This is a genomic window from Paenibacillus sp. CAA11 (assembly GCF_003060825.1).
Taxonomy (GTDB): domain Bacteria; phylum Bacillota; class Bacilli; order Paenibacillales; family Paenibacillaceae; genus Fontibacillus.
On record NZ_CP028922.1, the window covers coordinates 363,116 to 387,538 of the forward strand.

At 51.5% G+C, this 24,423-nt stretch carries 20 protein-coding genes; 13 read left to right on the forward strand and 7 right to left on the reverse strand.

Annotated elements, in window-relative coordinates:
* Positions 1–11 precede the first annotated feature (11 nt).
* Positions 12–1,601, reverse strand: coding sequence for a methyl-accepting chemotaxis protein (locus tag DCC85_RS01675; protein ID WP_108464011.1), 1,590 nt, complete (start codon positions 1,599–1,601; stop codon positions 12–14).
* Between the two features lie 345 nt (positions 1,602–1,946).
* Here DCC85_RS01675 and DCC85_RS01680 point away from each other — a divergent pair, with 345 nt between their 5' ends.
* Positions 1,947–5,399: a PAS domain S-box protein gene (locus tag DCC85_RS01680; protein WP_159081740.1), complete on the forward strand. Its 3,453-nt coding sequence runs from the start codon at positions 1,947–1,949 to the stop codon at positions 5,397–5,399.
* A gap of 141 nt (positions 5,400–5,540) precedes the next feature.
* On the opposite strand, the gene DCC85_RS01685 is transcribed toward DCC85_RS01680, so the two are convergent.
* Positions 5,541–6,455 carry a DMT family transporter gene (locus tag DCC85_RS01685; protein WP_108464012.1) on the reverse strand — a complete coding sequence of 305 codons (915 nt, stop codon included), beginning with the start codon at positions 6,453–6,455 and terminating at the stop codon, positions 5,541–5,543.
* Between the two features lie 198 nt (positions 6,456–6,653).
* On the opposite strand from DCC85_RS01685, the gene DCC85_RS01690 reads away from it, so the two are divergent.
* The gene (locus DCC85_RS01690) at positions 6,654–7,397 is read left to right on the forward strand and encodes a suppressor of fused domain protein (protein WP_108464013.1); all 744 of its coding nucleotides are present in this window, start codon (positions 6,654–6,656) and stop codon (positions 7,395–7,397) included.
* A 182-nt stretch (positions 7,398–7,579) separates the two neighbouring features.
* Here the strand turns inward: DCC85_RS01690 and pepF are convergent, their stop codons facing one another.
* Both pepF and DCC85_RS01700 read right to left on the reverse strand, forming a co-directional pair.
* Entirely contained in the window at positions 7,580–9,379 is a 1,800-nt protein-coding gene (gene pepF / locus DCC85_RS01695) for an oligoendopeptidase F (protein ID WP_108464014.1), read from the reverse strand.
* Between the two features lie 93 nt (positions 9,380–9,472).
* Positions 9,473–11,839, reverse strand: coding sequence for a UvrD-helicase domain-containing protein (locus DCC85_RS01700; protein ID WP_108464015.1), 2,367 nt, complete (start codon positions 11,837–11,839; stop codon positions 9,473–9,475).
* Positions 11,840–12,041: 202 nt separating this feature from the next.
* Between DCC85_RS01700 and DCC85_RS01705 the strand changes: the two genes are divergently transcribed.
* The 8 genes from DCC85_RS01705 (at position 12,042) to DCC85_RS01735 (ending at position 18,835) form a co-directional block, all read left to right on the forward strand.
* Complete coding sequence (locus DCC85_RS01705) at positions 12,042–12,314, forward strand: GNAT family N-acetyltransferase (RefSeq protein ID WP_108464016.1); 273 nt, start codon at positions 12,042–12,044, stop codon at positions 12,312–12,314.
* 179 nt (positions 12,315–12,493) lie between these two features.
* The gene (locus tag DCC85_RS01710) at positions 12,494–13,528 is read left to right on the forward strand and encodes an agmatine deiminase family protein (protein WP_108464017.1); all 1,035 of its coding nucleotides are present in this window, start codon (positions 12,494–12,496) and stop codon (positions 13,526–13,528) included.
* Between the two features lie 105 nt (positions 13,529–13,633).
* Positions 13,634–14,509 (forward strand): N-carbamoylputrescine amidase, encoded by an 876-nt coding sequence (gene aguB, locus DCC85_RS01715; RefSeq protein WP_108464018.1) that lies wholly within the window; start codon positions 13,634–13,636, stop codon positions 14,507–14,509.
* 126 nt (positions 14,510–14,635) lie between these two features.
* Entirely contained in the window at positions 14,636–15,184 is a 549-nt protein-coding gene (gene yfcE, locus DCC85_RS01720; protein ID WP_108464019.1) for a phosphodiesterase, read from the forward strand.
* A gap of 137 nt (positions 15,185–15,321) precedes the next feature.
* Positions 15,322–16,146 (forward strand): stalk domain-containing protein, encoded by an 825-nt coding sequence (locus DCC85_RS01725; RefSeq protein ID WP_108464020.1) that lies wholly within the window; start codon positions 15,322–15,324, stop codon positions 16,144–16,146.
* Between the two features lie 506 nt (positions 16,147–16,652).
* Positions 16,653–16,784: a hypothetical protein gene (locus DCC85_RS23540; RefSeq protein ID WP_267896066.1), complete on the forward strand. Its 132-nt coding sequence runs from the start codon at positions 16,653–16,655 to the stop codon at positions 16,782–16,784.
* Positions 16,785–16,802: 18 nt separating this feature from the next.
* Positions 16,803–17,807, forward strand: coding sequence for a phosphotransferase family protein (locus DCC85_RS01730; protein WP_159081741.1), 1,005 nt, complete (start codon positions 16,803–16,805; stop codon positions 17,805–17,807).
* A gap of 20 nt (positions 17,808–17,827) precedes the next feature.
* Complete coding sequence (locus DCC85_RS01735) at positions 17,828–18,835, forward strand: glycosyltransferase (protein ID WP_108464022.1); 1,008 nt, start codon at positions 17,828–17,830, stop codon at positions 18,833–18,835.
* 29 nt (positions 18,836–18,864) lie between these two features.
* On the opposite strand, the gene DCC85_RS01740 is transcribed toward DCC85_RS01735, so the two are convergent.
* Both DCC85_RS01740 and DCC85_RS23085 read right to left on the reverse strand, forming a co-directional pair.
* Positions 18,865–19,659 carry a hypothetical protein gene (locus DCC85_RS01740; protein WP_108464023.1) on the reverse strand — a complete coding sequence of 265 codons (795 nt, stop codon included), beginning with the start codon at positions 19,657–19,659 and terminating at the stop codon, positions 18,865–18,867.
* Positions 19,660–19,889: 230 nt separating this feature from the next.
* Positions 19,890–20,039 carry a hypothetical protein gene (locus tag DCC85_RS23085; protein ID WP_199909962.1) on the reverse strand — a complete coding sequence of 50 codons (150 nt, stop codon included), beginning with the start codon at positions 20,037–20,039 and terminating at the stop codon, positions 19,890–19,892.
* A gap of 242 nt (positions 20,040–20,281) precedes the next feature.
* On the opposite strand from DCC85_RS23085, the gene DCC85_RS01745 reads away from it, so the two are divergent.
* The 3 genes from DCC85_RS01745 (at position 20,282) to arfA (ending at position 23,322) form a co-directional block, all read left to right on the forward strand.
* Positions 20,282–21,085 (forward strand): formate/nitrite transporter family protein, encoded by an 804-nt coding sequence (locus DCC85_RS01745; RefSeq protein ID WP_108464024.1) that lies wholly within the window; start codon positions 20,282–20,284, stop codon positions 21,083–21,085.
* A gap of 18 nt (positions 21,086–21,103) precedes the next feature.
* Positions 21,104–21,583, forward strand: a complete 480-nt coding sequence (locus DCC85_RS01750; protein WP_108464025.1) for a pyridoxamine 5'-phosphate oxidase family protein — start codon at positions 21,104–21,106, stop codon at positions 21,581–21,583.
* 230 nt (positions 21,584–21,813) lie between these two features.
* A complete protein-coding gene (arfA, locus tag DCC85_RS01755; protein WP_108464026.1) occupies positions 21,814–23,322 on the forward strand; it encodes an arabinosylfuranosidase ArfA in 1,509 nt (502 codons plus the stop codon).
* A gap of 59 nt (positions 23,323–23,381) precedes the next feature.
* Here the strand turns inward: arfA and DCC85_RS01760 are convergent, their stop codons facing one another.
* On the reverse strand, positions 23,382–24,311 hold the full coding sequence (locus DCC85_RS01760) for an ArsR/SmtB family transcription factor (protein WP_108464027.1): 930 nt from the start codon (positions 24,309–24,311) through the stop codon (positions 23,382–23,384).
* Positions 24,312–24,423 lie beyond the last annotated feature (112 nt).

Consider the following 24,423-nt stretch of genomic DNA (forward strand, 5'->3'; position numbering starts at 1 on the left):
GTAATCGTGGATCATTGGATTCTAAAGATAGCTACAGACTGATTCAGCTCTTCTCCCAGGCGAGCAAGAGTCTGGCAGGTAGCTGCGGTCTGCTCGGAAGCAGCGGCTGATTCTTCGCTCGAGGAGGAGATGGCCTCTACCGATGTCATTACCTCGGTTGCCTGTGCGGATTCCTCTTCGCAGGCTGCTGCAATTTCGTTGACCTTCAGCGAGGAGTTGTTCACCATATCGATGATTTTGCCGAAGGCCGCGCCAGTTTGCTCGGACTGGGCGACACTGTCCAGAACGGCTGACACGCTCTGCTTGGTGTTCTCCTGCATGTTCTTGATAATCGAGGTGATTTCCTTGGTGGCGCTGCTGCTGCGCTCGGCAAGCTTGCGAACTTCATCTGCAACGACGGCAAAGCCGCGTCCTTGTTCTCCGGCCCGGGCCGCTTCAATGGCGGCATTGAGGGCGAGCAGGTTCGTCTGATCCGCAATATCATCAATGACCTCAATGATGTCACCGATCTTGCGGGAATCCTCTTCCAGCAAAGACATGGAGGTGCTCACGGCTTGCATTTTATTCAGGGAAGCTTCAACAACCCTGCCGCCTTCATGCGCGGTTTCAACGGTGGTGTTCGACAGGTCGGCGGCTTCCTCTGCGCTGTGTGCCACAGAGTCAATAGCCACGGACAGCTCACGGAACAACTCGGTAATGTTAGCTGCTGAGCTGGCCTGCTGCGAGCTGCTGCTGGCGATCTCTTCGGTGCTTGCCGAGATCTCCTGTGAAGAAGCTGCCACGTTCTGGGCGCCGTCGATGATGCCGCCGATCAGGTCGCGAAGACTATCGATCATCCGATTGATGGAGGAGGAGAGAATTCCTACTTCGTCCTTGCTGTCAATCGTAGACTTGCTGCGCAGGTCCCCATCGGCAACTTTAGCGATCAGCGCTGAGATTTTCTGTAGAGGTCCGGCAATCGAACGAACGATCAGGATGCCGATCAGTACGCTGAACAGAATGGCAACTAGAACGATAATAATCATCAAGGTTAACGAGGAATGATAGGCATTCGTGGATTCTGTGCTTGAATCCTGAGCCAAATCGGAATTGATTTTGATTAATTGCTCGAGGAAGCCAACAACTTTATTTCCGCCTTGCGTCAGCTCCCCGGCTTTGAAAGTATTAAACTCCGTTGGATCTACGGATCTTCCCAGGGTGACCGCCTTTTGAGTCAGCTCAGCATAATCTGTGATCGCCGTCTTAAGGTTCGCCAGCGCCTCCTGCTCTGCTTGAGTGGTGGCAAGGGGCTCGTAAGATTTTACTTTGGCATCCATGGTTTTCTGCTCTGTCTGAATGGTCTCGATGAACCGGTTCATGGCCTCATCATTTTTTTCTGTGCTTAAGTCACGAATGGCGACTCTGATTTTCTGGAAGCTGATTTCAGCCGCGGATAGATCGCGTACGGAGATCAGATTGTTCGAGTACATCACGGTGCTGTTGTTATTCATGAGACTTAAATTGCGGTAGGAAATCACTCCCAGCACGCCCATCAGCAGGGTGACCACCAGAAAAGCCGACATGATTTTTGCTGCTGTCTTCATGTTAAGAAACCACTTCATTTTACCATCTTCCCCCTAGTGCATCTGAGTCCTTATTGCGACAAGAAAACAGATATAGTGACATATTAGTCTATATTTCGACAACATTATTCAAAAAGTGAATAGATATTTTAAAATTTTCTTTTCAGGTAAAATCATAGTCATAATAGCAATTAGATTCCAATTGTTGTAAAACCTTAACCGTTTTGATTTTCGACAGGAGTGCCCCTGAAAATTCAGTTGCGGCCGGGCTGGACATTTACTATGATCAAGACAACTAATATGTGCTAGTAGCTTATAGGTACTGACATCAACAGAGATGCAGCCGAGGTAGGTCGGCTTGCCGCAATAGAGGAGGCCCCATAGATGAGTTGCGGAGCGGATGACCGCATGATCTTCGAACAATTGTATGCAAAAGCTCCTATAGGAATGGTTGCCGTCGTGTCTGATCCGGATAGAAGAGTATATTGCAATGAGGCCTTCTCCAGGCTGCTCGGATGGACAAGGGAAGAGATGGAGTGTCGTCTTATGTCGCCTTCCGGAGATTCGGAGCGAAGAGAGCTGGACAAGGCTTGGAATAAGCTGCGAACAAGTACAGTTTCCGAGTTGGTTATTGAAGGTGAATATCCCCATAAGCAGGGTTATGATGTTCGTATTTCTTTGCACTGCCATTCCATCCGGGCTGAGAGTGAGCCTTCCCGGATAACTATGATTGCCTATGCGAGTTTGGTTAAGGACAGGGAGGTGATTGATAAGCAGACGATCCAGGGAGAGCTGTTCTCTCTGGTGACCAAGAATGGACAGGATCTGATCACCGTCAGTACAGCCGATGGAGTCATTCAGTCTGTCTCGGGTTCTGTGGAGCGTCTGCTTGGCTATAAGCCTTCTGAGATGGTGGGTCGCCATCGTTCAGACTTCTATCATCCAGAAGATGTGAAGGAGATGATGCAGCCGGGCAAGCTTTATTCCGATCATGAAATCTTCACGCGCAGAATCCGGCATAAGGATGGAAGATATCTGTGGTTTGAAACCTCATTTCAGCTGATGCGGGGTGATCAGGGGAGAATTGAGCGGGTGCTTGCGATCGGGCGCAACGTGACTGAGCGCAAGGTCAGTGAAGAGACGCTTGCCCAAGCACAGCGTATTGCAGGGGTTGGTTCGTGGAACTGGGATATTGTTCAACGGAGACTGTACTACTCAGAAGAAATGCGGCGAATTTTTGGCTATGGGCTGAAGCCGGTTGAGGAGGATTATTCAGGGGTGCTGGCTTGTGTCGTTCCTGAAGATTATGAACGTCTGGATAAGGCGGTGCAGCAGACACTTCGCGATGGATCTGCCGGCGAGATTTCCTATCGGATTCAGCTGCCGAGCGGGGAATTAAGGTATGTTAGAGCCCAATGGGAATCAACGAGAGGTTCGTCAGGAGAAGCTGTGTATATGGTGGGAATGATGCAGGATATTACGGTATTTAGGGAACTGGAGCAACAGCTGCGTCAGAGTGAGCGGAATTATCGGATGATTACCGAGAGCTCCCGTGACTTCATCTCAAGAAACACGATTGAAGATTATACCTTTCTATACTGCTCCTCGGCTTGCAGCCGTTTGCTTGGCTATGGTCCGGAAGAGATGCTGGGGCAGAGCGCATTCTCTTATGTACATCCTGATGATGTTCCTGTGCTCAAAAGATATCAGACTGACAGTCTGCACAGCGGTACGATGCTGCCTGTGTCCTTCAGATACCGGCATAAGGATGGCAGCTACGTCTGGTTCGAAGCGAACAGCCAGTTTATATATGATGATGAAGGCCGGCCGCAGGAGATCATCTCGATTGCGAGAGACATTACGGAGCGCAAGCTGTTTGAATTTATGCTCAAGGAGAGCGAGCAGCGCTACAGATCCCTGTTTGATTATAACCCTGCAGCGGTATACTCCATGAATCTTGATGGGGACTACATGACCGCAAATGCGAATTTGGAGAAAATTACAGGCTACACCCTTGAAGAGCTGCTCGGGATGTATTTCGGACCCCTTGTATCCGAGAAGGACCTGCCTAAGACTTTGCATCATTTCAACTTGGCCAAGCAGGGGCACCCGCAAAGTTATGATCTAACTATTATTCATAAAGAAGGCTACCCTGTCGAAATTAATACGACGAATATACCGATCATTGTAGATAAGGAAGTAGTCGGGGTCTTCGGCATTACGACAGACATTACAGAGCGCTCTCGCCACATTGCTGAGATTGAGAAGCTGAGCAATGAGTACACGCTGATTCTTAATGCGGTGTCCGAAGGCATTATCGGCCTGGACCGGGACGGAAGAACCCGGTTTATCAATCCAGCTGCTGTATCCATACTCGGAATGGAAGACGTAGAGGAAGCAGAGCAATTCAGCTTAAGTCATATTCGGGAGATGAGCACTTCCGGCAGCTATGAGCTGCTGGAGCACTCCCCCATGCTTCAGGCCGTTCGGAACGGAAAGCATATTTCCGGCAAGGAGGTTGCCTTCTGGAGAAAGGATGGCACCAGCTTTCTGGCCGACTATCAGGTTACGCCTCTGTATGATAAGGGAGAGAGGATCGGCGCGGTTGTCGTGTTCCGCGATATTACAGGGGAGAAGGAAATTATTCGGGCCAAGGAATCGGCAGAGCGGGCGGATCAAGCGAAGTCGGAGTTCCTGGCGATCATGAGTCATGAACTGAGAACGCCGATGAACGGTGTGATGGGAATGACCGAGCTGCTGCTGGATACGGAGCTGACTGAAGAACAGCGCAGCTATGCGGAGATCATTAACCAGAGCAGCTCCTCCCTGCTGCATATCCTGAATGAAATTCTGGACTTCAGCCGGATTGAGGCAGGGAAGATGATCCTGAATCATGAGCCGATTGATACCCTGTCCGTACTCCAAGGCGTGCTGGATCTGTTCCGGTTGAAGGCTGAGGAGAAGGGGGTTGCGCTTGACGGTGAGATGGATGAGCGGGTACCCGCTGTCATTATAGGGGACAAGGTGAGGCTGCGTCAGGTGCTGGTGAACCTTGTGGGCAATGCGGTTAAATTTACGGAAAAGGGGCGAATTGACGTCAGCATTTCTCTTGCTTCAAGCAAAGGGCAGCGGCCAACCTTGATTTTTCGTGTGAAGGATACGGGCATTGGCATTCCGTTGGAGCGTCAGGACCAGCTGTTCCAATCCTTCTCCCAACTGCACCCCGCTATTAACCGGAAATATGGGGGAACCGGACTGGGGCTGGCCATCAGCAAGAAGCTTGTGGAGCTGATGGGCGGTACGATTGGAGTAGAGAGCCGGGAAGGACAAGGTGCTTCTTTCTTTTTCACATTGCCTTCAAGCTCGCTTGAGGACTCGGCTAATGCTTCAGGTAGGGAGTCTAAGGAGGGAAATTCGGGACCGGAGAGGGGGTCCGCCGAGCATGCAGACAAAAGCAGCGCCCTTCCATGCAGAATTCTTATAGCTGAAGATCATCCAGTGAATCAGAAGCTGCTTCTGACCCTGCTGCGCAAAAAGGGCTATGAGCCCGATATGGTCGAGAACGGGAAACTGGCGGTGGAAGCCGCCTTGACCAAGGAATACGATCTAGTCTTCATGGATCTCCAGATGCCTGTGATGGATGGGCTGACAGCCTGCCAGCTAATCCGAAGCCAGCTGGCGGAGCAGCCGCAGCCGCGAATTGTTGCTGTAACGGCGTTCGCCAGACGGGAGGATCAGCAGCAGTGCCGCCAAGCGGGCATGGACGATTTTATCGGCAAGCCTGTTCTAGCCTCGGAAGTTGACCGGGTGCTTAAGAGATTGGGATTTGGAGTATAGAAGCAACAAAGCACAAGTGGCGCCATAAGTTACGAAAGCGCCGCTTGTGCTTTGTCATGCCGATTATTGCATGATCCAGTATTGATGGATTAGATTATAACGGTTAACGGTCTTGTAAGAGTGGCCCCCCTCGAAGGAGGATCAGGCCTCAGGCTGATATGAGGCAGGCTTCCGGGCCGCATGGGCCGGCGGCTTGCGGTTGACCAGCAGGATGCTTGTAACAATAAGAATAAGGCCAAGCAATAGGTACATCGTAAAAGGCTCGTGCAGAAACACGATGCCGCAGACTATGGCTACAAGCGGAATCAAGAATGTATAGGAAGCAACCTTGCTTGCTTCTCCCGCATTCACAAGCTTATAGTAGATCAGCCAGCCGATGGCAATGACGAAGATCGAGATGAAGAGCAGATCCAAGGTGAATGGCGTATTCCAGTGGATGTCGCTCCACTTCTCTGTAGCTAGGCCTCCGGCCATCAAAAGGATACCACCGATCACACACTGCAGGGTAACGAGCCAGATGGAATCCACACGTCCGCCGATCTTCTTGACGTAGATCGTGCCAAGCCCCCAGCTCAGTGCAGAGCCGATCCCCAGCAGAATCCCTGCGATGGAGATATGGCCAGATACACCTCCAGCACTTACAGCGGCTACTCCGGCAAATCCGAGGATGAAGCCGATAATTTTGCGCAAGAACATCGGCTCGCCCAGCCACAGCCAGGAGAAGATACCGACGAAGACCGGCTGCAGGAACACGATGACCGAGAACAGTCCGGACGGCAGGTAACGCAGCCCGATCGTTTGCAGTCCGTAATAGAGCGTCACATTGACTACAGCGGATATGAAATAAATCGACCAAGTCTCACGGAATCGCAGCTGTTTAAGCCTTGGCAGAGCAACAAACAGCAGCACCAGGCCGCCCAGCAAGGTGCGAAGCCCCGAGAAAAGCACGGGGGGTGTGTATGCAAGGGCATATTTGGACAAAGGCCAATTGATACCCCAGATGAGTATAAGGACCGCTAACAGCAGAAGGCTGCGCGATCTGGATAGTTTAACCATGACTTTTGTCACTCCTTATAAAGTCGATCCCTTCATTATGCTACAAATTCGTCCAGAAATAAATGTAAAGGCTTGGTACTCACGGAGCATGCGCTTACATTCTGACAAGCGTTATAATAAAAGGATATGAAGCCGTAGACTTGGTCCGCGAGAGGATGACTTCGGCCGAGGAACTTAAGAGAAGCGGAGGAATGACAGATGAAGCCGACCGATTATTCAGAATCAGGACAGCCTATATATAGGTATGAAGATCAAGAGACGAGAGAGTGGTCCCCGGCAGAATATGGAGAAGAGGGTTGGAGCGAGAAGATTGTGGAGCACTTTGAGAAGCATATCGGGAAGATAGATATGGTGTTCCATGAAATTGTCTCTGAGACGATCCACGTAGATGTGTATCACATTCTGCCAACACCAGAGCGGAATTTCCACACCCTATTCACCACGGGGATGAGCTATCTTCCAATGAACACTCCCGAAGAGCTGGAAGGCGGGCAGTATGCAGAGCTGATGATCAGCCTGCCGCCCACCTGGCCGATCAGCGAAGAAGCGTTCAAGAATGAGGACTGCTATTGGCCGGTGCGATGGCTTAAGGTGATTGCCCGGTTTGTTCATGACTACCAGACCTGGATGGGCTTCGGGCATACAATGCCAAACGGCGATCCGGCAGAGCCCTTATCCAGCCAGACGAAGCAAAGCGGTATCGTACTCTTGCCGCCCATCCAGGTGCCGGAGTCATTTGGAGAATTGCAGATGGATGAGGAGCGGAGTGTTAACTTCTATTCGATCGTACCGCTTTATCCAGAAGAGATGGATTTCAAGCTAAAGCATGGCATTAATGCACTGCTGGAGCGCTTTGATGAGCATGGTATTACAGAACTGGTGGATTTGAAGCGCAAGAACGTATGTAAGCCGTCTTCTCTTTTGAAGTTCTGGAAGAAGTAATACAGCTGCTAGGTATAGATAGAGCTAGATATAGATAGAATAGTTCTTCATGAAGCTTGCTATATCATGAACCTAACTACATCATGAACCTAACTACATAAGAAGGGGCAGTCCCAGAAGTCATGCTCATGACCTTGGGATTGCCCCTTTTACGTTGCTGTTTAAGATGCTTGAGGTTTGATTTAGTTATACAAGGCTTCGAGCTCATCCACGAGAGAGCCTACATACGCCACAGCCCGGGAGATCGGCTCAGAGGTAGTCATATCGACACCCGCCAGCTTCATCAGCTCAAGCGGTGTCAAGCTGCCTCCCGCCTTGAGCACCTGAAGCCAGCGGTCTACAGCTGGCTGGCCCTCTTCACGGATCAGCTGGGCCGCTGCGGTAGAAGCGGTAAGACCGGCTGCATAGGTGTAAGGGTACAGGCTCATGTAATAATGAGGCTGTCTCATCCAGGTCAGCTTAGCTCCTTCATCCAATTCCAGCTCGTCGCCCCAGAACTCCGAGAGCACCTCGCCCTTCAGTCTCGACAGCGTATCGGCCGTAATCGGTTCATTTGCTTCAGCAAGCTTGTAGACCCTGCGCTGCAGCTCGGCCTCCAGCAGGTGAGTTACATAATTGTGATAATAGGTGTTCAGCAGCTGCAAAATGATCCAGCGGCGCATTCGCTTGTCTTCGGCGCGGGACAGCAGATGATCGGCGAGCAATAGCTCGTTCATAGTCGACGGCGCCTCAATGAAGTACAGAGACGGACGGGCATTGGTCAGGCGCTGGTTGCGGGCTGCCAGCATCAGGTGACCGGCATGGCCTACTTCGTGCGCGAGCGTAAAGGTGCCGCGCATATTGTCGGCCCAGGTAACCAGGATGTAGGAGTGCACGCCATAGATGGACGAGCAGAAAGCGCCCGTGGATTTACCGGCGTTATCGGCATAGTCAATCCATCGCTGGGAGAAGGCGGACTCTACAATTTGATCGTACTCGGGACCCAATACCGCGAGAGCCTCCCGAATGGTGGAGCAGGCCTCCTCATACGTAATGGACGGGTTAAACTCCGGATCGAGCGGCGCTTTGAGATCGCAGAACATCAGCTTATCCAGGCCCAGCTCCCGCTTCTTGAGCGCGGCCAGTCTGCGCATATGCGGTGCCAGCTCCGTGAGGAGCGTATCGTGGATATTGTTATACATCTCCCGAGTAACCTGCTGCGGCTGAAGCAGCATATCTGTGACCGAGCTGTATCCGCGGAGGCGGGACAGAACGACCTGTTTCTTTACTTCTGTAGCATAGCTCTCCGCAAAAGTATGCCGCGATCCATGCAGCGACTTGCTGAACGAGGCGTATGCCGCCCGGCGCAGATCCGTATCTGCAGACATCTCGTATTTATTCTCGTACAGTCGGAAGGAGACAGGCTTGGTGCCCTCACGGGTCGTTATATCGTCAAATGTCATGTCCGACAGCTTGCCGCGAAGATAGATGCGGTACGGCGCACCGAGCACCTCGCCAAGCGAGGCCAAGGCTTCTTCCGTCTCCGGGCTCAGTCTGTGCGGCTTCGTGTCCAGCAGGCGGCGCAGGCTTCGCTCGAAGGGGGCAAGCCCTGGTTCTTCTGTAAAATAGCGCTCGATCAAATCTGCCGGCAGCTCCAGAATCTCGGACTCGATGAAGGTCAAAGACGATTGAATGCCGGACAGCACATCCCCAATCTTGGCCGAATTGGCCAGGTTCTTAGGGTTCGTCCCGTCTTCAGACTGGCGGAGACGCGCATAGGCACCGACTTTGCCTGCCTGCTCTGTCAGAGCTTCCTGCTCAGTCAGGCATTCCAGCAGCAGCTGGGCGCTTTCGCCCAGACGGCCCTTAAATCTTGTCAGCTTGTCAGCCTCGGTCTGTACAGCCTTCAGGCCGGCCTCCCAAGCCTCCTGAGAGACGAACAGGTCATCCAAATTCCATGTGGCAGCGGTAGGCACCTCGGAACGTGTCAGAATTTTGTCCATATAACGATTGCTCCTCTCTGTTATGTAAGTATATCTATCATAGCATAAATATGCAGACATACGCAGATCGAGCAGCAGAAAAGTTAAAAATAATTAAACCGGAATCTCCCGGGTTCCGCGGTGCATGTCGGCCTTGCATAACGGGCAGGCCTTATGAGTGAGCCGGGCCTCCTTGTCGCTTGCGATCCGCACCCAGGCGATGCAGCCCGGCTTGCTGCAGACCCAGGCCGGCACGGTGTGAGTCCGGCGCGCCCGCGCCGGGGCTTGAGCCTGCTCGGCCCCGGACCCATACGCCGCCCGCCGCGCTCCAGGCGCTGGAGGCATCTTGGCGGAAGCGGCAGTTCGTGCCGTGCCGCCGCCCATGCCGCCCGTGCCGCTCTTGCCGTCCGCAGCGCCAGGCTTGGCAGAGCGGAACGCCGAGAGCAGGAAGCGGGAGACGTCGGTCTTCTTGCCGCGATACCGGGCAGGGGAGCTGAGGAACAGCTCCTCCCGGGCCCGGGTAATCGCAACATAGGCCAGGCGGCGTTCCTCTTCAAGCGCGGCTGCGCCTTTCTGCCCGGCGTCCAGCTTCGGATGAATATCCTTCATCCGATCCGCATCGAGGGCCGAGCTGTGCGGGAGGCTGCCTTCCGAAGCGCCGATGACGAAGACGACCGGGAATTCCAGCCCTTTGGAGCGGTGAATCGTCATCAGGGCAATCCGGTTGCCTTGTTCCCGCAGCGTCTTCGGCCGGTTCTGCTCAGTCCTCGCAATGAGGTCTTCAACGAACTGTATGAACTCGGCCACCGTGCTGAAGCGCTCTGCCGAGGTCTCCAGCTCGTCGAGCAGCTCCTTGAGCATTTCCCGGTGCATTGTTAGGGCTCCCCGATCATCCGCCTCCAGGTAGCTGTTGTAGAAGCTGGTACGGATGTGAAGAATCGCCTCGTTCGGCTTCATGGTGCGGAGGGAGCGGATCAGCTCCAGCCGGTCCTTGATCTTGGCCAGCTGGAAGTCCTTGAGGCCCGGCAGGGTCAGCAGGTGAACCAGCGGTCCTTTCTTGGCCCGGATGGCCTCCTGCTCCAGAATGTGGGCCATGCCTTTATTCCGGTTAATGTACATCGACGGAAGCACGCTTTCCATGGCCAGGAAGTTGCGGCGGTCAAGGGAGAGCCGCAGGTAGTCGATGACCGGCTGCACGATCCGGTGCTGGTACAGCAGCTGTCCGTCGCCATAATCAATGTAAGGCAGATTCCGCAGGATCAGCTGCTCCAGGATGGCGCGGTTGTTGCTGGCTGCCCGGTACAGTACGGCGAAGTCGCCGTAGCTGCGGCGTCCGCTCAGAACCTCCTCCTCGATATGCTCCAGAATGAACTCCGCCTCTTTGTCCGTCGTATACGGACGAATATATTTCGGGAAGGCGCTTCCTTCTCTAACCGTCTGCAGCGTCTTCACCCGGCGCTTCGCATTGTGGCGGATCACATCGTTGCCCAGGCCCACAATGGCGGAGCCCGACCGGTAGTTGATATCGAGCGTAATGACCCGCGCGTCGGGGAACTCTTTGTCGAAATCGAGGATGAATTCGCTTCTCGCGCCGTTGAAGGAATAGATCGTCTGATCATCATCTCCGACGACCATGAGATTGCGGCGCTCCCCTGCGATCATCTTGACCAGCTCATACTGAAGCAGGTTGGTGTCCTGGAACTCATCCACCATGAGGTAGCGGAACCGGTCCTGCAGCCACCGCAGCTGACGCGGCTCATCCTTGAGCATTCGGTAGGAGCGGAGCAGGACATCATCGAAGTCGATCTTCCCGTTCTCGATTTTCCAGTGCTCATAGGCTTGGAAGATTCGCTTTACCTCTCGCTCGGACTCTGTCTGCTCCGGGAGTTCCTGAACCTCGATGAGGTTCATTTTATAGGAAGAAAGCAGGGAGAGCAGCGTCTCCGGCTGGTAGGTATCCTGGGGCAGCCCTTGCTCACGCATGATTTGCTTGAGCAGCAAATGCTGGCGTCCGGTCTCGGCGAAGATCTCGTCCGTTAGTCCGCGGCTGTAGAGGAAACGCAGGAAGAACGCGTGAAAGGTTCGCGCCTGCAGGCCGCTCAGATTATAATTCTCCAGGCCGGGCAGGGTGCTGATCCGTTCGCGCATCTCGGCGGCTGCCTTGCTGGAGAAGGTCACCAGCAGAATGCTGGACGGCTGGATGCCGCGAACGTCAATCAAATAGCCGGTGCGGCATACCAGCACCGAGGTCTTGCCGGAGCCGGCGCCGGCAAGGGTGAGCAGCGGTCCGTTCCCATGGCGGACCGCTCTGAGCTGTGCACGGTTCAGCAGGATACCGTGCTCCTCCAGACGCCGGAAATAGCCGGCGTCCCGGTCTTCCGCGCTGACCAGCTCCCGGCTGGTGCGCGCGGAGGCGAGCCGTGCGCGGGGGATGCTTCCTTCCGCGCCGAAGGGTCTATTTTGAAATAATCCAGATGGCATCTTATTCACCTTGTTCTAGTAGAAATTACGGGTGCTTTCTGAAGAAAGCGCATTTCTCTAATATAACATAGACGCTCGGCCCAGCGTGCGGGAAATATCGGGAGCAAGCTAGGAAGTGTAAGGATTGTGGCGGATGTTTAGGTTTGCTGCAAAAAGGGAAATAGGTTTAGGAGAAGCGAATTCAAGCTTAGGAGGAATGAAAATGAGAGAGACTATTCAAGAGGGCAACGGCTTTGTGATGAGGGAAGACGGCGAGGCTGTCGCTGAGGTGACCTATATTCCGCAAGGCGATGCCCTTGTGATTGACCATACCTTTGTCTCTGAGGCATTGCGGGGGCAGAAGGTCGGGGAAGAATTGATTAAGCGCGTAGTGGAGCATGCTAGGGAATCGGACATGTTGGTGGTCCCGGCTTGCGCCTATGCCCATGCGTTGTTTAAGCGGCATAAAGAGTATGGTGACGTCTGGAAAAAGTAGCTTTATACACGTTTTGAGATCAGCCTTAAACCTGATGGGAGGCCGCCTTTTGTCCGGGTGGCTTTTTCCAGCTTGAGAAGTGATTGAGACCCGGGACGGAATAGGGTATGATGAGCTTTGGATTATTCAAAATTATAGATGACCTGCATACAAACTTTATAAGAAATGAGTTGATATAGATGAAACCAGCAGAGCAGAATTACAGTATGCCGCCGGAATGGGCTCCGCATGAGCGCACCTTCATCTCCTGGCCTGTTCAGGAATCCATGGTGTATCCGGAGGATTATGAAGCCGTCTGTGGCGGCTACCTGGAATTGATTCGGGCGATTGCCGAATTCGAACCGGTATCTGTAGTGGTGAACCCGTCCGATGTGTCCCGGGTGCGCGCGTTGTTTACGGAAGACAACATTGAGATTCTGCCGGTGGAGCACAGCGATGCTTGGCTTCGTGATAACGGCCCTACCTTTCTGGTGAACGAGCAGGGGGAGCGTGCCGGGGTGAATTGGATTTTCAACGCTTGGGGCGGTAAATACGAGCCGTGGGACCTGGATGATCATGTTGCCCCGCAGCTGCTCAGCCGCTTTGGCATCAAGCAGTTCGATGCTCCGCTTGTGATGGAGGGCGGGTCTTTCCATGTGGATGGGGAAGGCACGCTGATTACCACAGAAGAATGTCTGCTCAATGACAATCGGAACCCGGAAATGACCCGGGAGCAGATTGAAGCTGCGCTTAAGGATTACCTGAATGTGCAGAAGATCATCTGGCTAAAGCGCGGTTTAAGCGGGGATGAGACGGACGGTCATGTCGACAATGTTGCCTGCTTCGCGCAGCCGGGCAAGGTTCTGATGCAGGTTTGTGATGATCCTACGGATGAGAATTATGAGATTACACGGGAGAATTTGAATATTCTGAACACGGCTGTGGATGCTAAAGGGCGTCCGCTTGAGGTGATCCCGATTCAGCAGCCGCCGATGGCGAGCCATAATGACTCGCGTCTGACGCTCAGCTATTTGAATTTCTACTTTGTTAACGGGGGGATTATCCTTCCTGTATTCGGCGGAGCCGCAGAGGCTGCAGACCGCCTTGCAGCACAAGTGCTTCAAGAGACCTTCCCGGATCGCCGGATTCGCACAGTGAACGGGATGGCAGTGATCCGCGAGGGCGGGAACGTGCACTGCACCACCCAGCAGATGCCTGCAGGGAATGCTGTGTAAGGCCTATTCTATATAGATTGAACTAGAGTTTTACATTGATCTTCCTATATATAAGGGCCTAATAAAGCTCTATAACAATGATATGAGGAAAAGAGGCGAATTTTTGTGAGAAAAGTAAAAGTGGCAGCGACTCAGATGAGCTGTTCCTGCAACGTGGACGAGAACATTGCCAAAGCGGACTCCTTGGTTAGACAGGCGGCAGAGAAGGGAGCCCAGATCATCCTGCTTCAGGAGCTGTTCGAGACACCTTATTTCTGTCAAAAGGAAAAGTCGGATTACTATCAATATGCCACCGAGATGGAGAGCAATAAGGCGATCAACCACTTCAAGAAGCTGGCCAAGGAGCTGAAGGTTGTGCTCCCGATCAGCTTCTATGAGAAGAAGAACAACGCCCGCTACAATTCCCTGGCTGTTATTGATGCAGACGGAGAAGTGCTTGGCCGTTACCGTAAGAGCCATATTCCCGATGGCCCGGGCTATGAGGAGAAATTCTACTTTAATCCCGGCGACACCGGATTCAAGGTTTGGAACACCCGTTACGGCAAGATCGGCGTCGGCATTTGCTGGGACCAATGGTACCCGGAAGCGGCCCGCTGCATGGCTCTGATGGGTGCAGAAATGATCTTCTATCCGACAGCCATCGGCTCTGAGCCGCAAGATTCCTCCATTGATTCTAAGGATCACTGGCAGACCTGCATGCTGGGGCATGCTGCATCCAATCTGATGCCAGTGATCGCATCCAACCGGATCGGTGTGGAAGAAGATGAGGAATCGAAGATCACCTTCTACGGCTCCTCCTTCATTGCAGGACCGCAAGGCAACAAGGTTGCGGAGGCGGGACGCACCGAAGAGACCGTGCTGGTTGCCGAATTTGATCTGGATGCGCTGGAGACCCAGCGAATTGAATGGGGCATCTTCCGCGACCGCCGTCCGGATCTGTACAAAATTATTACATCCTATGACGGCGAATTGATGATATAACACATGTTAGATATACTTAGCCCTGTGAGACCCACGTGCACAGGGCTTCTTTCTTTCACGGCAGATAAGAAAGGGATTATTCTTATTTGCCAATTCATTTTCTATTTGATAAGGAGGATACATACGATGAAGCTTATGCTGATCTCAGACATTCACGGCTCGGCAGCTTGGCTGCGCAGGGCATTGGAGAAGGCGGACGAAGAGCAGCCTGATTACTTGATTATGGTAGGGGATTATTTATACCATGGACCGCGCAATCCGCTGCCTGACGGATATGACCCCAAAGAGGCAATCCATTTGTTGAACTCACGCAAAGAGCGGATTATAGCGGTTAGAGGCAATTGTGATTCCGAAGTGGATCAGATGATGCTTGAGTTTCCAATGATGGGCGACTATGCTGTGGTGCTGGATGAAGGCCGGCGCATCTTTGTTACACATGGTCATCTGCACAGCATGGACCAGCTGCCGCCGCTGAAGGCGGGGGATGTGTTTGTGCAGGGGCATACCCATGTGCCCGTTGCAGAGAAGCAGGAAGGAATTTATCTGGTGAATCCCGGTTCGATCACTTTGCCCAAAGAGAACTATCCACCGTCCTACGGCATTCTGCATGCGGGCAAGGCGGAGATTAAGAGCTTTGAAGGTAAAGTGATCAAGAGCATTACATTTGATGAATAGTTATACAGTAAGCCATCCAATTTTGATAGAAAGTTACAATTTTTTTGTTGGTTAGTTTTGCTTCCATCCGTTAACCTATAAATAAGCTAATTATTAGAAATTTACATAGAAATTTATAGGAGAGAGGAAGGCTGGCATTGAAACGGAAAGCTTGGATGGCCTTAACAACTTCCGCCTTATTGCTTCTGGGCGGTTCGGCAGCTGTCTATGGAGCCGGCGTGATTCATTTGCGGATCAACGGAAATACACCTGTTCAAATTTCGGCGAATGCCGTTGATGGACATATGATGGTCCCTTTGACGGAAATCGCCTCCGCCTTGGGGAAGAAGGTTAAATATGATGCCAAGACCCGTACCGCATTTCTAGATGATCAGGAATCTGTTATTGCGAAGAAAGCAGGAGTTCTGGAAATCACCGGGACGAAGCAGGATGGTATGTATGTAAATCTCAAGCTCAAGCATAATGACATCGTGCGCAGCCCGGGATGGATGAATATGGCGAATCCCTCTTACGCGCCTCAGATTGTTCAGGCCGACCTGAATAAGGATGGTGAACAGGAGACGGTGATCGTTTTGAATGAGGGGTATGGAACAGGCGTCTATTTGACTAAAGCCCATGTGATGGATTCTCATCTCATCGAAACTCCGCTCGAGGACCCGCTGATTGCCGTTGGCAGACAAGTGCACATGAGCTTTACAAAGGATGGCGCACGCTTGGACTTGAATGGTAAGACCGTCACCGTTCCTTCCAGTCGCATCGTCAGTGAACCCAGTTACCGATTTGAAGCGCCAGGGGTTGGTGCAATTATTAGGTATTCCATTCAGGACGATCAGCTAAAGGCAACGCTTCCGGTGCAGGTGTCACTTGGAGAGTTTATTGGTGATCTCGAGCTGGAATATGGGTATGACAATGGCATTTATCAAGTGAAGCGAATGACCTTTGTGGAAGATGCCTTGAATTGAATATAGCCCTGAATTAAATATAGTTAGGATAGCTGAGAAGAGTCCCCTCGGTGCCAAGTTTCGAGCTAGGCTGAATCCCTTTATAGGTTCAGCCTGAGCCTGCTTAGCTGGAGGGGATTTTTGCAGTGGATTCGTTTCAAGGGTCCATTTCTATGTATACTATATAAAATGAACTAAAGTTATAGGGCCGTATAAGGCTGTTATATAGAGAAAGATCGATGTAAAGCTTTGGTTCATTCTATATATAGAAAATAGATAATTTGCAGATTTGCTGCAATAGTTTGTAGCCCTTGCTGCGTACGGCGGGGATGCATTTAGCTAGATCCGAAGCGGCCTGATACCGGGTGCGGTATCACGGAGGACAAGCATGAATTGCTTCATTCCTTCTCGCTGCTGCATCCCCAGCTGAACTGACAAAAGCGGAGGTACCGGCTGTTGACTACCATCTGCAAAAAGCTTGCCCGAGCTGATGGGGGATCTATTGTCATAGACAGCAGGAGAAGGGGATGGTTTGGTCTTTCCGCTTCTTTCTGCCCTTCGGCCAGATTCAACTGCCTGAGGAACAGAAAGCAGATGCGGCTGTTACCTTGACCTGTATCTGGAAAAATTATAAGGGATCTTTGTCTACAACAACATAACAACATGTGGTGATGAAAATGGATAAATGGGAACAAATCGTCTCCGCAGATGGTTATTTGATACCGTACAACCTGAGCTTCAGGGAGTCATTGTACCAAGGGATGAACGGAAGACATGTGGAACGGTTCAAATTGGCGTCCGATGCAGAGACAAGCTATATCTTTAAGCCGGTCACGCAGGTGGGGCAGGCGGAGCGGGAAGTCTGGGTATATGAAAATGTGCTTCCCTTGCTTCCGAAGATTTACCCGAGACTGCTGGCGAGGTCCTTAGATCCGGCGGCAGGCTGGATGATCTATGAGGATCTCGGGCACCTAAGTCATGATCATGGGCCCGAAGATCTGAACGCCGTAATAGAGGCGATGGCTCAGTGGCACCGCCTGCCAACGGATAGCTGGATAGGTGCAAGACTTGTTCCGCCCAAGCCAAGGGTTGAGGCCATGGCGGGCGAGCTGCTCCAGCAGGAAGCCAAGGTAGCGGGCTTCATGAAAGAGCTGCATTTGCCGGGGCGGTTGCTGGGTGATATTGCTGAAATTAGTTCAGGATTAGGTAGGAACCATGTTCCCTTGGTTCTGTCGCATGGAGATCTTCATGCAGGCAACTACACAAGAATAGAGGGGCGGCTGTATGTGCTCGATTGGGAGCATGTACATCTGAACACGCCCTATTGGGATTTGTATCATGTGCTGGACATGTCTCATCCCATCTTTCCGCGTAAGGCTCCGCTGACCCACAAGGTGAGAGACCGGCTGCTGCGGAGGTATTGGCAGCTGTATGTACCTCGCAGCAGTGATGCATCCGGCCGTATATTTGCCAGGGAATATTATCTATTTGCCATGGTATTCTCGCTGTGGATGCTCTTGCTGATCGACAAGGACCTCTCTCACGGAGGAGGACCCTGGTCTTCGGATCAGCTTCGGATACAGCAGGAGGAGACAAAATATAGCCTGCGGAGCTGCGCCCGCAGCTTGATGGAAAGCGACAAGGCGGCTTCTGGCGGTAAGAATAATGAAGCTGCTGGATAAACTAGGGTAAGGTGATGAAGATGAGCAAAGTTGGATTAGTAATGCGAAAAATTCAGTTCACGGAGGCCCAAGGCCCTAGGGTATTTGCAGAACGGTTACAGGCAATTGGCCGTGAGCTGGGTGTAGAGATTGTATTCATTTCTCCTGAAAGACATGTAAGCGGCCATGACTGGCTGCCAGGCTATGAGCATGAGAAGGGTGACCTCGTAAACTACGATATTGTGCTGGACCAGATTTATGCGCAAGGAATTGAGCATGTTATATACACGGTGTCTGGTTTTACCTTTTTGAAGATGTTTATCAAGAATAGCGTCCTCTTCCCGCACAGCTTTCCCGACCCGGCCCTAACCGGGTATGAAATGATGAAGCCGTTCTACACGATGGTAGATAAGGCGGTCGTGCAAACTGACTTTCTGAAGCGGCAGCTCGCCTCCCAGTTCGGGGTGACAGACACCACGGTTATACCTATAGGCTTCAGTGAGAGCCTGGCGGAGAAGCACTTCGACCCCAGTCAGGTTGTAGAAAACAGAATTCTGTGGATCGGCAGGGATGAAGAGAACCGCCGCCCCGATCTGGTGCTGGAATATGCACGGCGCAACCCAGACAAGGAAGTGTTTATGGTGTTTGGGGGCGAAAGATACAGGGAGAGCACTAAGAAATATGATATTCCCGGCAATGTGAAGCTGCGCTTCGCGTTAACCCAGTCTCAGGTGTTCGAGCTGATGAACTCGGCCAAGGTATATTGGAGCTGCTCCAAATTCGATACCTTCGCGATGCCGCTTACCGAAGCGCTCGCCATGGGGAAGATTGTTGTGAAGCCGGAACATCCTTGTTATGACCATATCAGCTCCAGCCATGCCTTTGCAGGGAATGAGAAGAACTGGTTCGAGCTGGTGAATATGGCGGCTGCTTCTCCGCGGAGTTGGTCTGCCGAGAACCGGGACTATGCCTTTGAGAAATTCTCCAGCCGCGTCATGAAGGAGGGCTACCAAAGCTTCTTCAGCTCTTGGTTAAGCACAACCAGATAAAAATATAGGTAGTGAGAAGTACTAGGAACTCAGCTTTTAAGCATGGAATAGGCTCGTTCGATAATCGTACTGGATTGGCGTTCCCAGCTGAGAATATGTTGCTGCTGAGCACTTGCCTCGCGCAGCTTGGCAGCAGCTGACGTTAACGCTAGGAGCGCCTGCGCAGCGCTTCCTTGCTTGACGGCTGCATGGAAGGACTTCCAAGCCGCGCTCCTTCCCTTCTTCAAGGAAGAAATGTCAGCTTGTGCTGTCTGAACCTTCTTCTTGAGCGGTGAAATTTCGTCCAGCACAGCCTTGATTCGCTTTACCTCGGCTGCCGCAGCCTTCTTGGCGGTGCGAAGGGCGGCTTGTCTGCTCTTGATATCAGCCTGTGCCTGTTTCACGGAAGGCTTTAAGCGGTTGATCTGCAAACGAAGCAGATCGGCCGCTTTCTTGTCTTTGCGGGAGTTGGCTGCTTTCAGCCGCTCGCTCAGCGATTTGCTGCGGGCAAGCAAGGGGGCGTGGCGGCTCTGGGCTGCTTTGAGCTCGGCTTCAAGCTGTCTGACCTCAGAACTACCGACAAGCTTTAATTTCTCCCGCACGGACTTCAGCTTAAGATTGTTGGCCTTGCAGACGGCTTGAATAGCAGCGTCTGTCGTTGTAAGGGCCAGCTCCATGCCCTGCAGGGTACTATAAGCAGCATCCAAGGAAGTTAGTTCGGGATTGGATAGCTCTGTCGTCTCCGCTTCAGCTGTGAGAGGCTGGGCAGCGGCGCCCAGGATAGAGATGAACAGAAGCAAGGGGAGCAGCCTGAGGAATGAGCGGGTACAGCGTGTAATAAACATGGGGAAACCTCCTTATAAATACAAAATGAAATTGGACAAGATGCACGCAAAAAAGCACCACAGGAGAGCAGCGCCTTATGGCGGCTCTTACGTGGTGCTTCCAACGTGATAACATTAAGTTATTTGCTGTTACCAATTATATACAGACCTCAGGTAGAAGTCAATGAAAAACGAACTTATGTTCTAGTTTGATTTGTCTCTGAAGTTTAATCGCCTAGATTGCTTTGGGTTTAGGCTTGTTCTTTCACCAGGGCAGGTCCAAGGTTCTCAAGCTTCCGGATGATCTCCTTCTGCCACTTCAAATCACCGAGCTGAACCGCGAGATTCAGAAGATCCAGATAGTCATCAACTTGTAGTGTGCATCTTTGAACAGTCTTCATTAATCAGGTCTCTCCTTTGGAAGTAACTAAGAATCACAGATTAAGTTCTATATCGCCAATAATGATAATCATTATCAAATTCTTTTTTTATATTATGCACTAATTTTCAGGATTTGCAAAGTTAAAAGTGGGAAAAGTCATAGATAATTATGAGAAATTCATGAATACGGTTCCTTCAGACAGGTTTCATGAAGCAAAGTTTGTGTTATAGTACGGGAAATAACTGTTAATGCGGAGGGACCATGGAGACAGAATCTTTATTTAAAGTTGAGGAGCTGGCTTTAAAGAAGCACAAAATTTTCAAGCAAAGCTGGATTCGTTATCTCGCGCGCTCTATGCTGGCCAGTATGTTTATTGGCTTCGGCGTCATCGTGGCCTTTAAGACAGGCAACTTTTTCTATTTAGAGCACTCCCCGCTGACCTATCCAATGGCAGCCATAACATTTGGGGCGGCCATAATTCTGATCGCTTACGGCGGTGGAGACCTGTTTACCGGGAACACCTTTTATTATACTTATGCTGCGCTGCGCAAACGGCTGGGCTGGGGAGAGGTGCTCAAGCTGTGGGGCTCAAGCTATTTAGGGAATATCTTTGGTGCGTCGGCCTTTGCACTGTTGATCTTCTTAACCGGGCTTTTCAATGATTCGTCGGTTAACGGCTTTCTCTTAAGTGTTGTGGAGCATAAAATGCATGCACCGACTATGGAGCTCTTCTTCCGGGCGATTCTCTGTAATTGGCTTGTCTGCCTGGCGTTCTTCATTCCGATGTCGCTCCAGGGCGACGGGGCGAAGATGTTCGCCATGATGCTGTTCGTGTTCTGCTTTTTCATATCGGGATATGAACACAGCATCGCCAACATGTGCACATTTGCCATTGCGCTTGTGCTGAATCATCCGGGCACGATCTCCTTCGAAGGCGTGGTGTACAACCTGATTCCGGTAACTCTCGGCAATCTGGTTGGCGGCGTATTGCTGATGGGCTTCATGTATTATTTCGTGAACAAGCCGTTCCTGGATGAGGAGCAAAGCAGAAATAAACTTCATTAAGCATTAGAGGGGGACAAGATGAAGGAACATCAACTAGGGGCTGCGCTGTCTGAACTGCTCAGCGGGCAGAATCTGAAGGACAAGCAGGGGGAAGCGATGATGCTTCTTACAACCGATGAGGATGGATGGCCGCATGTGGCGATGATTAGTGTTGGAGAAATCGTAGCTTTAGAGGACGGCAGCTTGCGCATCGGCTTATGGCCAGGCACCGCCACCAGCAGCAATATTCGGCGGACGGGCAAGGCGACGCTGGCAGTCTTCTATAGCGGAAGCGCCCATTATGTTCGGTTGGCTTTATCGCCGCTTACGGCATCCAGCGAGTCTGCCTATCCTCGGGATCGTTATGCGGCTGAAGTCGTAGCAGCCAAAGAGGACAAGGCGAAGTACGCAGACATCATCAGCGGGGTAACCATTCGTCTGAAGGAGCCGGAGGAAGTCATTGCTCGCTGGCAGGAGACTGTACGTGATCTGAAGGATGACTCAGTCAGGGATAGTTGACAGTGAGATAGAGATCAGCAGCCATTCATTGGTGGGCTGTATAAAGGAGCACTGATCGGTACAATGGCCGAGAGGTGCTTTTTTGCATCTATTAATTAATATATTCATTAATATATTAGTGATGTTATTGACCTGAATGTGGAACCATGCTACATTATCTTTGCAAATGTATAGATTATTAATTAATAAAAACATTAACAAAATTATAACAGTGGAAGGAAGATGAGGAGATGACTTCAATGCTTAAATCTCGAATGGTTGTAGACAAATCGTTTCGCATCGCTGAGGTGGATTCCCGAGTCTATGGGTCATTTATCGAACACTTAGGACGCGCGGTTTATGGCGGGATTTATGAGCCTTCTCACCCGACGGCAGACGCTGACGGATTTCGCGGTGACGTTAAGGAGCTGCTTAAACAGTTAAATGTGCCGATCATCCGTTACCCTGGGGGCAATTTTGTATCCGGTTACAATTGGGAGGATGGTGTGGGACCGGTAGATCAGCGGCCCAAGCGCTTGGATCTGGCATGGAGAACCGTAGAGCCCAATGAAGTGGGCACTAATGAATTTATCAAGTGGGCGTCAGGGATTGGATCTGAGGTTATGATGGCCGTCAATCTGGGGACGAGAGGGATCGACGCGGCTCGTAACCTGCTGGAGTACTGCAATCATCCGGGCGGAACGTATTGGAGTGATCTGCGGAGCAAACATGGAGTGAAGGAGCCGCATCGGATTAAGACCTGGTGTCTGGGGAACGAGATGGACGGTCCTTGGCAGATCGGACATAAGACCGCTGAGGAATACGGAAGATTAGCCTTGGAGACAGCCAAAGTCATGCGGCAGGTAGATCCAAGCATTGAGCTGGTGTCCTGCGGAAGCTCGCATACCGCAATGCCTACTTTCCCTCAGTGGGAGGCAGAGACATTGGACCATACTTATGAAGCAGTAGATTATATTTCTCTCCATCAGTATTACGGCAATCGGGATAATGATACTGCTAACTATTTGGCGAGATCCATGGACATGGATCATTTCATTCATACCGTGACTTCCACCTGTGATTATATTAAAGCTAAGAAGCGCAGCAAGAAGACGATGATGCTGAGCTTTGACGAATGGAATGTATGGTACCACTCTAACGATGCCGATACGAAGCTTGATCCTTGGACGATAGCTCCGCCTCAGCTGGAGGATGTATATAACTTTGAGGATGCACTGCTTGTTGGCAGCATGCTGCTGACCATGATCAGACATGCGGACCGCGTGAAGATGGCTTGCCTTGCCCAATTGGTGAATGTCATTGCACCGATCATGACCGAGAATGGGGGACGTGCTTGGAAGCAGACGATTTTCTATCCATACCTGCATGCTTCCCAGTATGGACGTGGCGTGTCTCTGATGCCGGTTGTAGATTCCCCGGTTTATGATGCGCAGGACTACACGGATGTTCCTTATTTGGATAGTGCCGTGGTGTACAACGAGGAGAGCGAGGAGCTGACCATCTTCGCTTTGAACCGCCATCTGGAAGAAGGGATGGAGCTGGAATGCGACGTCCGCAGCTTTGAGGGCTATAAGGTCACCCAGCATCTGGTACTGGAGCATGAGGATCTGAAGGCTGTCAATACGGCTGCCGAGGAGAAGGTTAAGCCGCACGCCCAAGGCGATGCGATCTGCCAAGATGGGAAGGTAACCGCACATCTCTCCAAGGCTTCATGGAACGTGATTCGTTTGAGCAAATAAGGCTTCGTATAAGATGCAAAAAATGAAGCGGGAGCTTCTCTTCTCCCGCTTCATTTCGTTTATTCAAGCGCTGCGGCTTGGACTAGCTTGTCATAATACAACCGAAGCACAATATCCTGGTTGTAGTTGCCGAAGCCTCTGCCGTACAGGGTCATTCCTCCGATATTCTTGGCATTCTTCTCTACAGCCATGCGCAGGGTCCACTGCTTATCACGGACATTGATCTGGTTAAGCGTCACACCGGATAAGTAATGCCCGTCCATGAACGAGCCTTCCTTGGTAATGGTCAGATGCTTGAGCAGTCCATATTGGTTGATGCGGTCCGGCCACCAAGCCGGGTTATATTTCCCGCGCCGGTCTCCGTAGTCTCCAGGACTTGTCCAAGTGCCGATGTACACCTCATTCAAGTAGAACGAGATATCGGACGGCCAGCTGTTATCGGTCAGAGGAGCTTCTGATGCGATTTCCATCGTGATAACAAGCTCCAGTGGATCTTCGGTGGAGAGAAGGAAATTGGGCACCTTGTATTCCACAAAGCCTTCGTTGAACCATAAGATCTTGGCTTGGAAGCGTTCCGGATCGAAGAAATAACGGGGATCATCCAGTTCACCGATGAATTTGTCAGGGCTGGCAAGCCCGCAGGTCGGTTCTACCTGAAGATCAGTGTAGTGACCGATAGAAACTTCGGTCTGATGGAATTCACGGATGTGCTCCATCTTGCCGGGAAAGAGAATAAGCGCTTCTTCTACCTGCAGGCTGCAGATCTTCTGTACGCCGCCCCTTCCGGGCTGCATGCTGGTGCTGATTAGGCCGGCTTTCTCCAGCTTTTTGATATGCATGGTCATGATGGCGCTCGTTAAGCCTACCGCTTCAGCAAGCTCACGAATATTCATAGGGCGCTTGGCCAACAGGTGAATAATTTTATGTCTGACACTGCTCGCAAGAGCTTCATATACAGGCAAAGATTTATCTGAAATATCAAGATTCATGGGGGAGCCTCCAATAATAATCAGTCCTCATATATTAACAACTATATCTTTATATTAATAAAAATACAAACGATTTAATCGCTTTGAAATGCAAAAAAGGGAGGAATTGTTC

Excerpts from the sequence above, each read along its gene's own strand:
- DCC85_RS01675 (WP_108464011.1), bottom strand. The coding sequence starts at position 1,601 with ATGAAGTGGTTTCTTAACATGAAGACAGCAGCAAAAATCATGTCGGCT.
- DCC85_RS01680 (WP_159081740.1), top strand. The coding sequence starts at position 1,947 with ATGAGTTGCGGAGCGGATGACCGCATGATCTTCGAACAATTGTATGCA.
- DCC85_RS01685 (WP_108464012.1), bottom strand. The coding sequence starts at position 6,455 with ATGGTTAAACTATCCAGATCGCGCAGCCTTCTGCTGTTAGCGGTCCTT.
- DCC85_RS01690 (WP_108464013.1), top strand. The coding sequence starts at position 6,654 with ATGAAGCCGACCGATTATTCAGAATCAGGACAGCCTATATATAGGTAT.
- pepF (WP_108464014.1), bottom strand. The coding sequence starts at position 9,379 with ATGGACAAAATTCTGACACGTTCCGAGGTGCCTACCGCTGCCACATGG.
- DCC85_RS01700 (WP_108464015.1), bottom strand. The coding sequence starts at position 11,839 with ATGCCATCTGGATTATTTCAAAATAGACCCTTCGGCGCGGAAGGAAGC.
- DCC85_RS01705 (WP_108464016.1), top strand. The coding sequence starts at position 12,042 with ATGAGAGAGACTATTCAAGAGGGCAACGGCTTTGTGATGAGGGAAGAC.
- DCC85_RS01710 (WP_108464017.1), top strand. The coding sequence starts at position 12,494 with ATGAAACCAGCAGAGCAGAATTACAGTATGCCGCCGGAATGGGCTCCG.
- yfcE (WP_108464019.1), top strand. The coding sequence starts at position 14,636 with ATGAAGCTTATGCTGATCTCAGACATTCACGGCTCGGCAGCTTGGCTG.
- DCC85_RS23540 (WP_267896066.1), top strand. The coding sequence starts at position 16,653 with ATGGTTTGGTCTTTCCGCTTCTTTCTGCCCTTCGGCCAGATTCAACTG.
- DCC85_RS01730 (WP_159081741.1), top strand. The coding sequence starts at position 16,803 with ATGGATAAATGGGAACAAATCGTCTCCGCAGATGGTTATTTGATACCG.
- DCC85_RS01735 (WP_108464022.1), top strand. The coding sequence starts at position 17,828 with ATGAGCAAAGTTGGATTAGTAATGCGAAAAATTCAGTTCACGGAGGCC.
- DCC85_RS01740 (WP_108464023.1), bottom strand. The coding sequence starts at position 19,659 with ATGTTTATTACACGCTGTACCCGCTCATTCCTCAGGCTGCTCCCCTTG.
- DCC85_RS23085 (WP_199909962.1), bottom strand. The coding sequence starts at position 20,039 with ATGAAGACTGTTCAAAGATGCACACTACAAGTTGATGACTATCTGGAT.
- DCC85_RS01745 (WP_108464024.1), top strand. The coding sequence starts at position 20,282 with ATGGAGACAGAATCTTTATTTAAAGTTGAGGAGCTGGCTTTAAAGAAG.
- DCC85_RS01750 (WP_108464025.1), top strand. The coding sequence starts at position 21,104 with ATGAAGGAACATCAACTAGGGGCTGCGCTGTCTGAACTGCTCAGCGGG.
- arfA (WP_108464026.1), top strand. The coding sequence starts at position 21,814 with ATGACTTCAATGCTTAAATCTCGAATGGTTGTAGACAAATCGTTTCGC.
- DCC85_RS01760 (WP_108464027.1), bottom strand. The coding sequence starts at position 24,311 with ATGAATCTTGATATTTCAGATAAATCTTTGCCTGTATATGAAGCTCTT.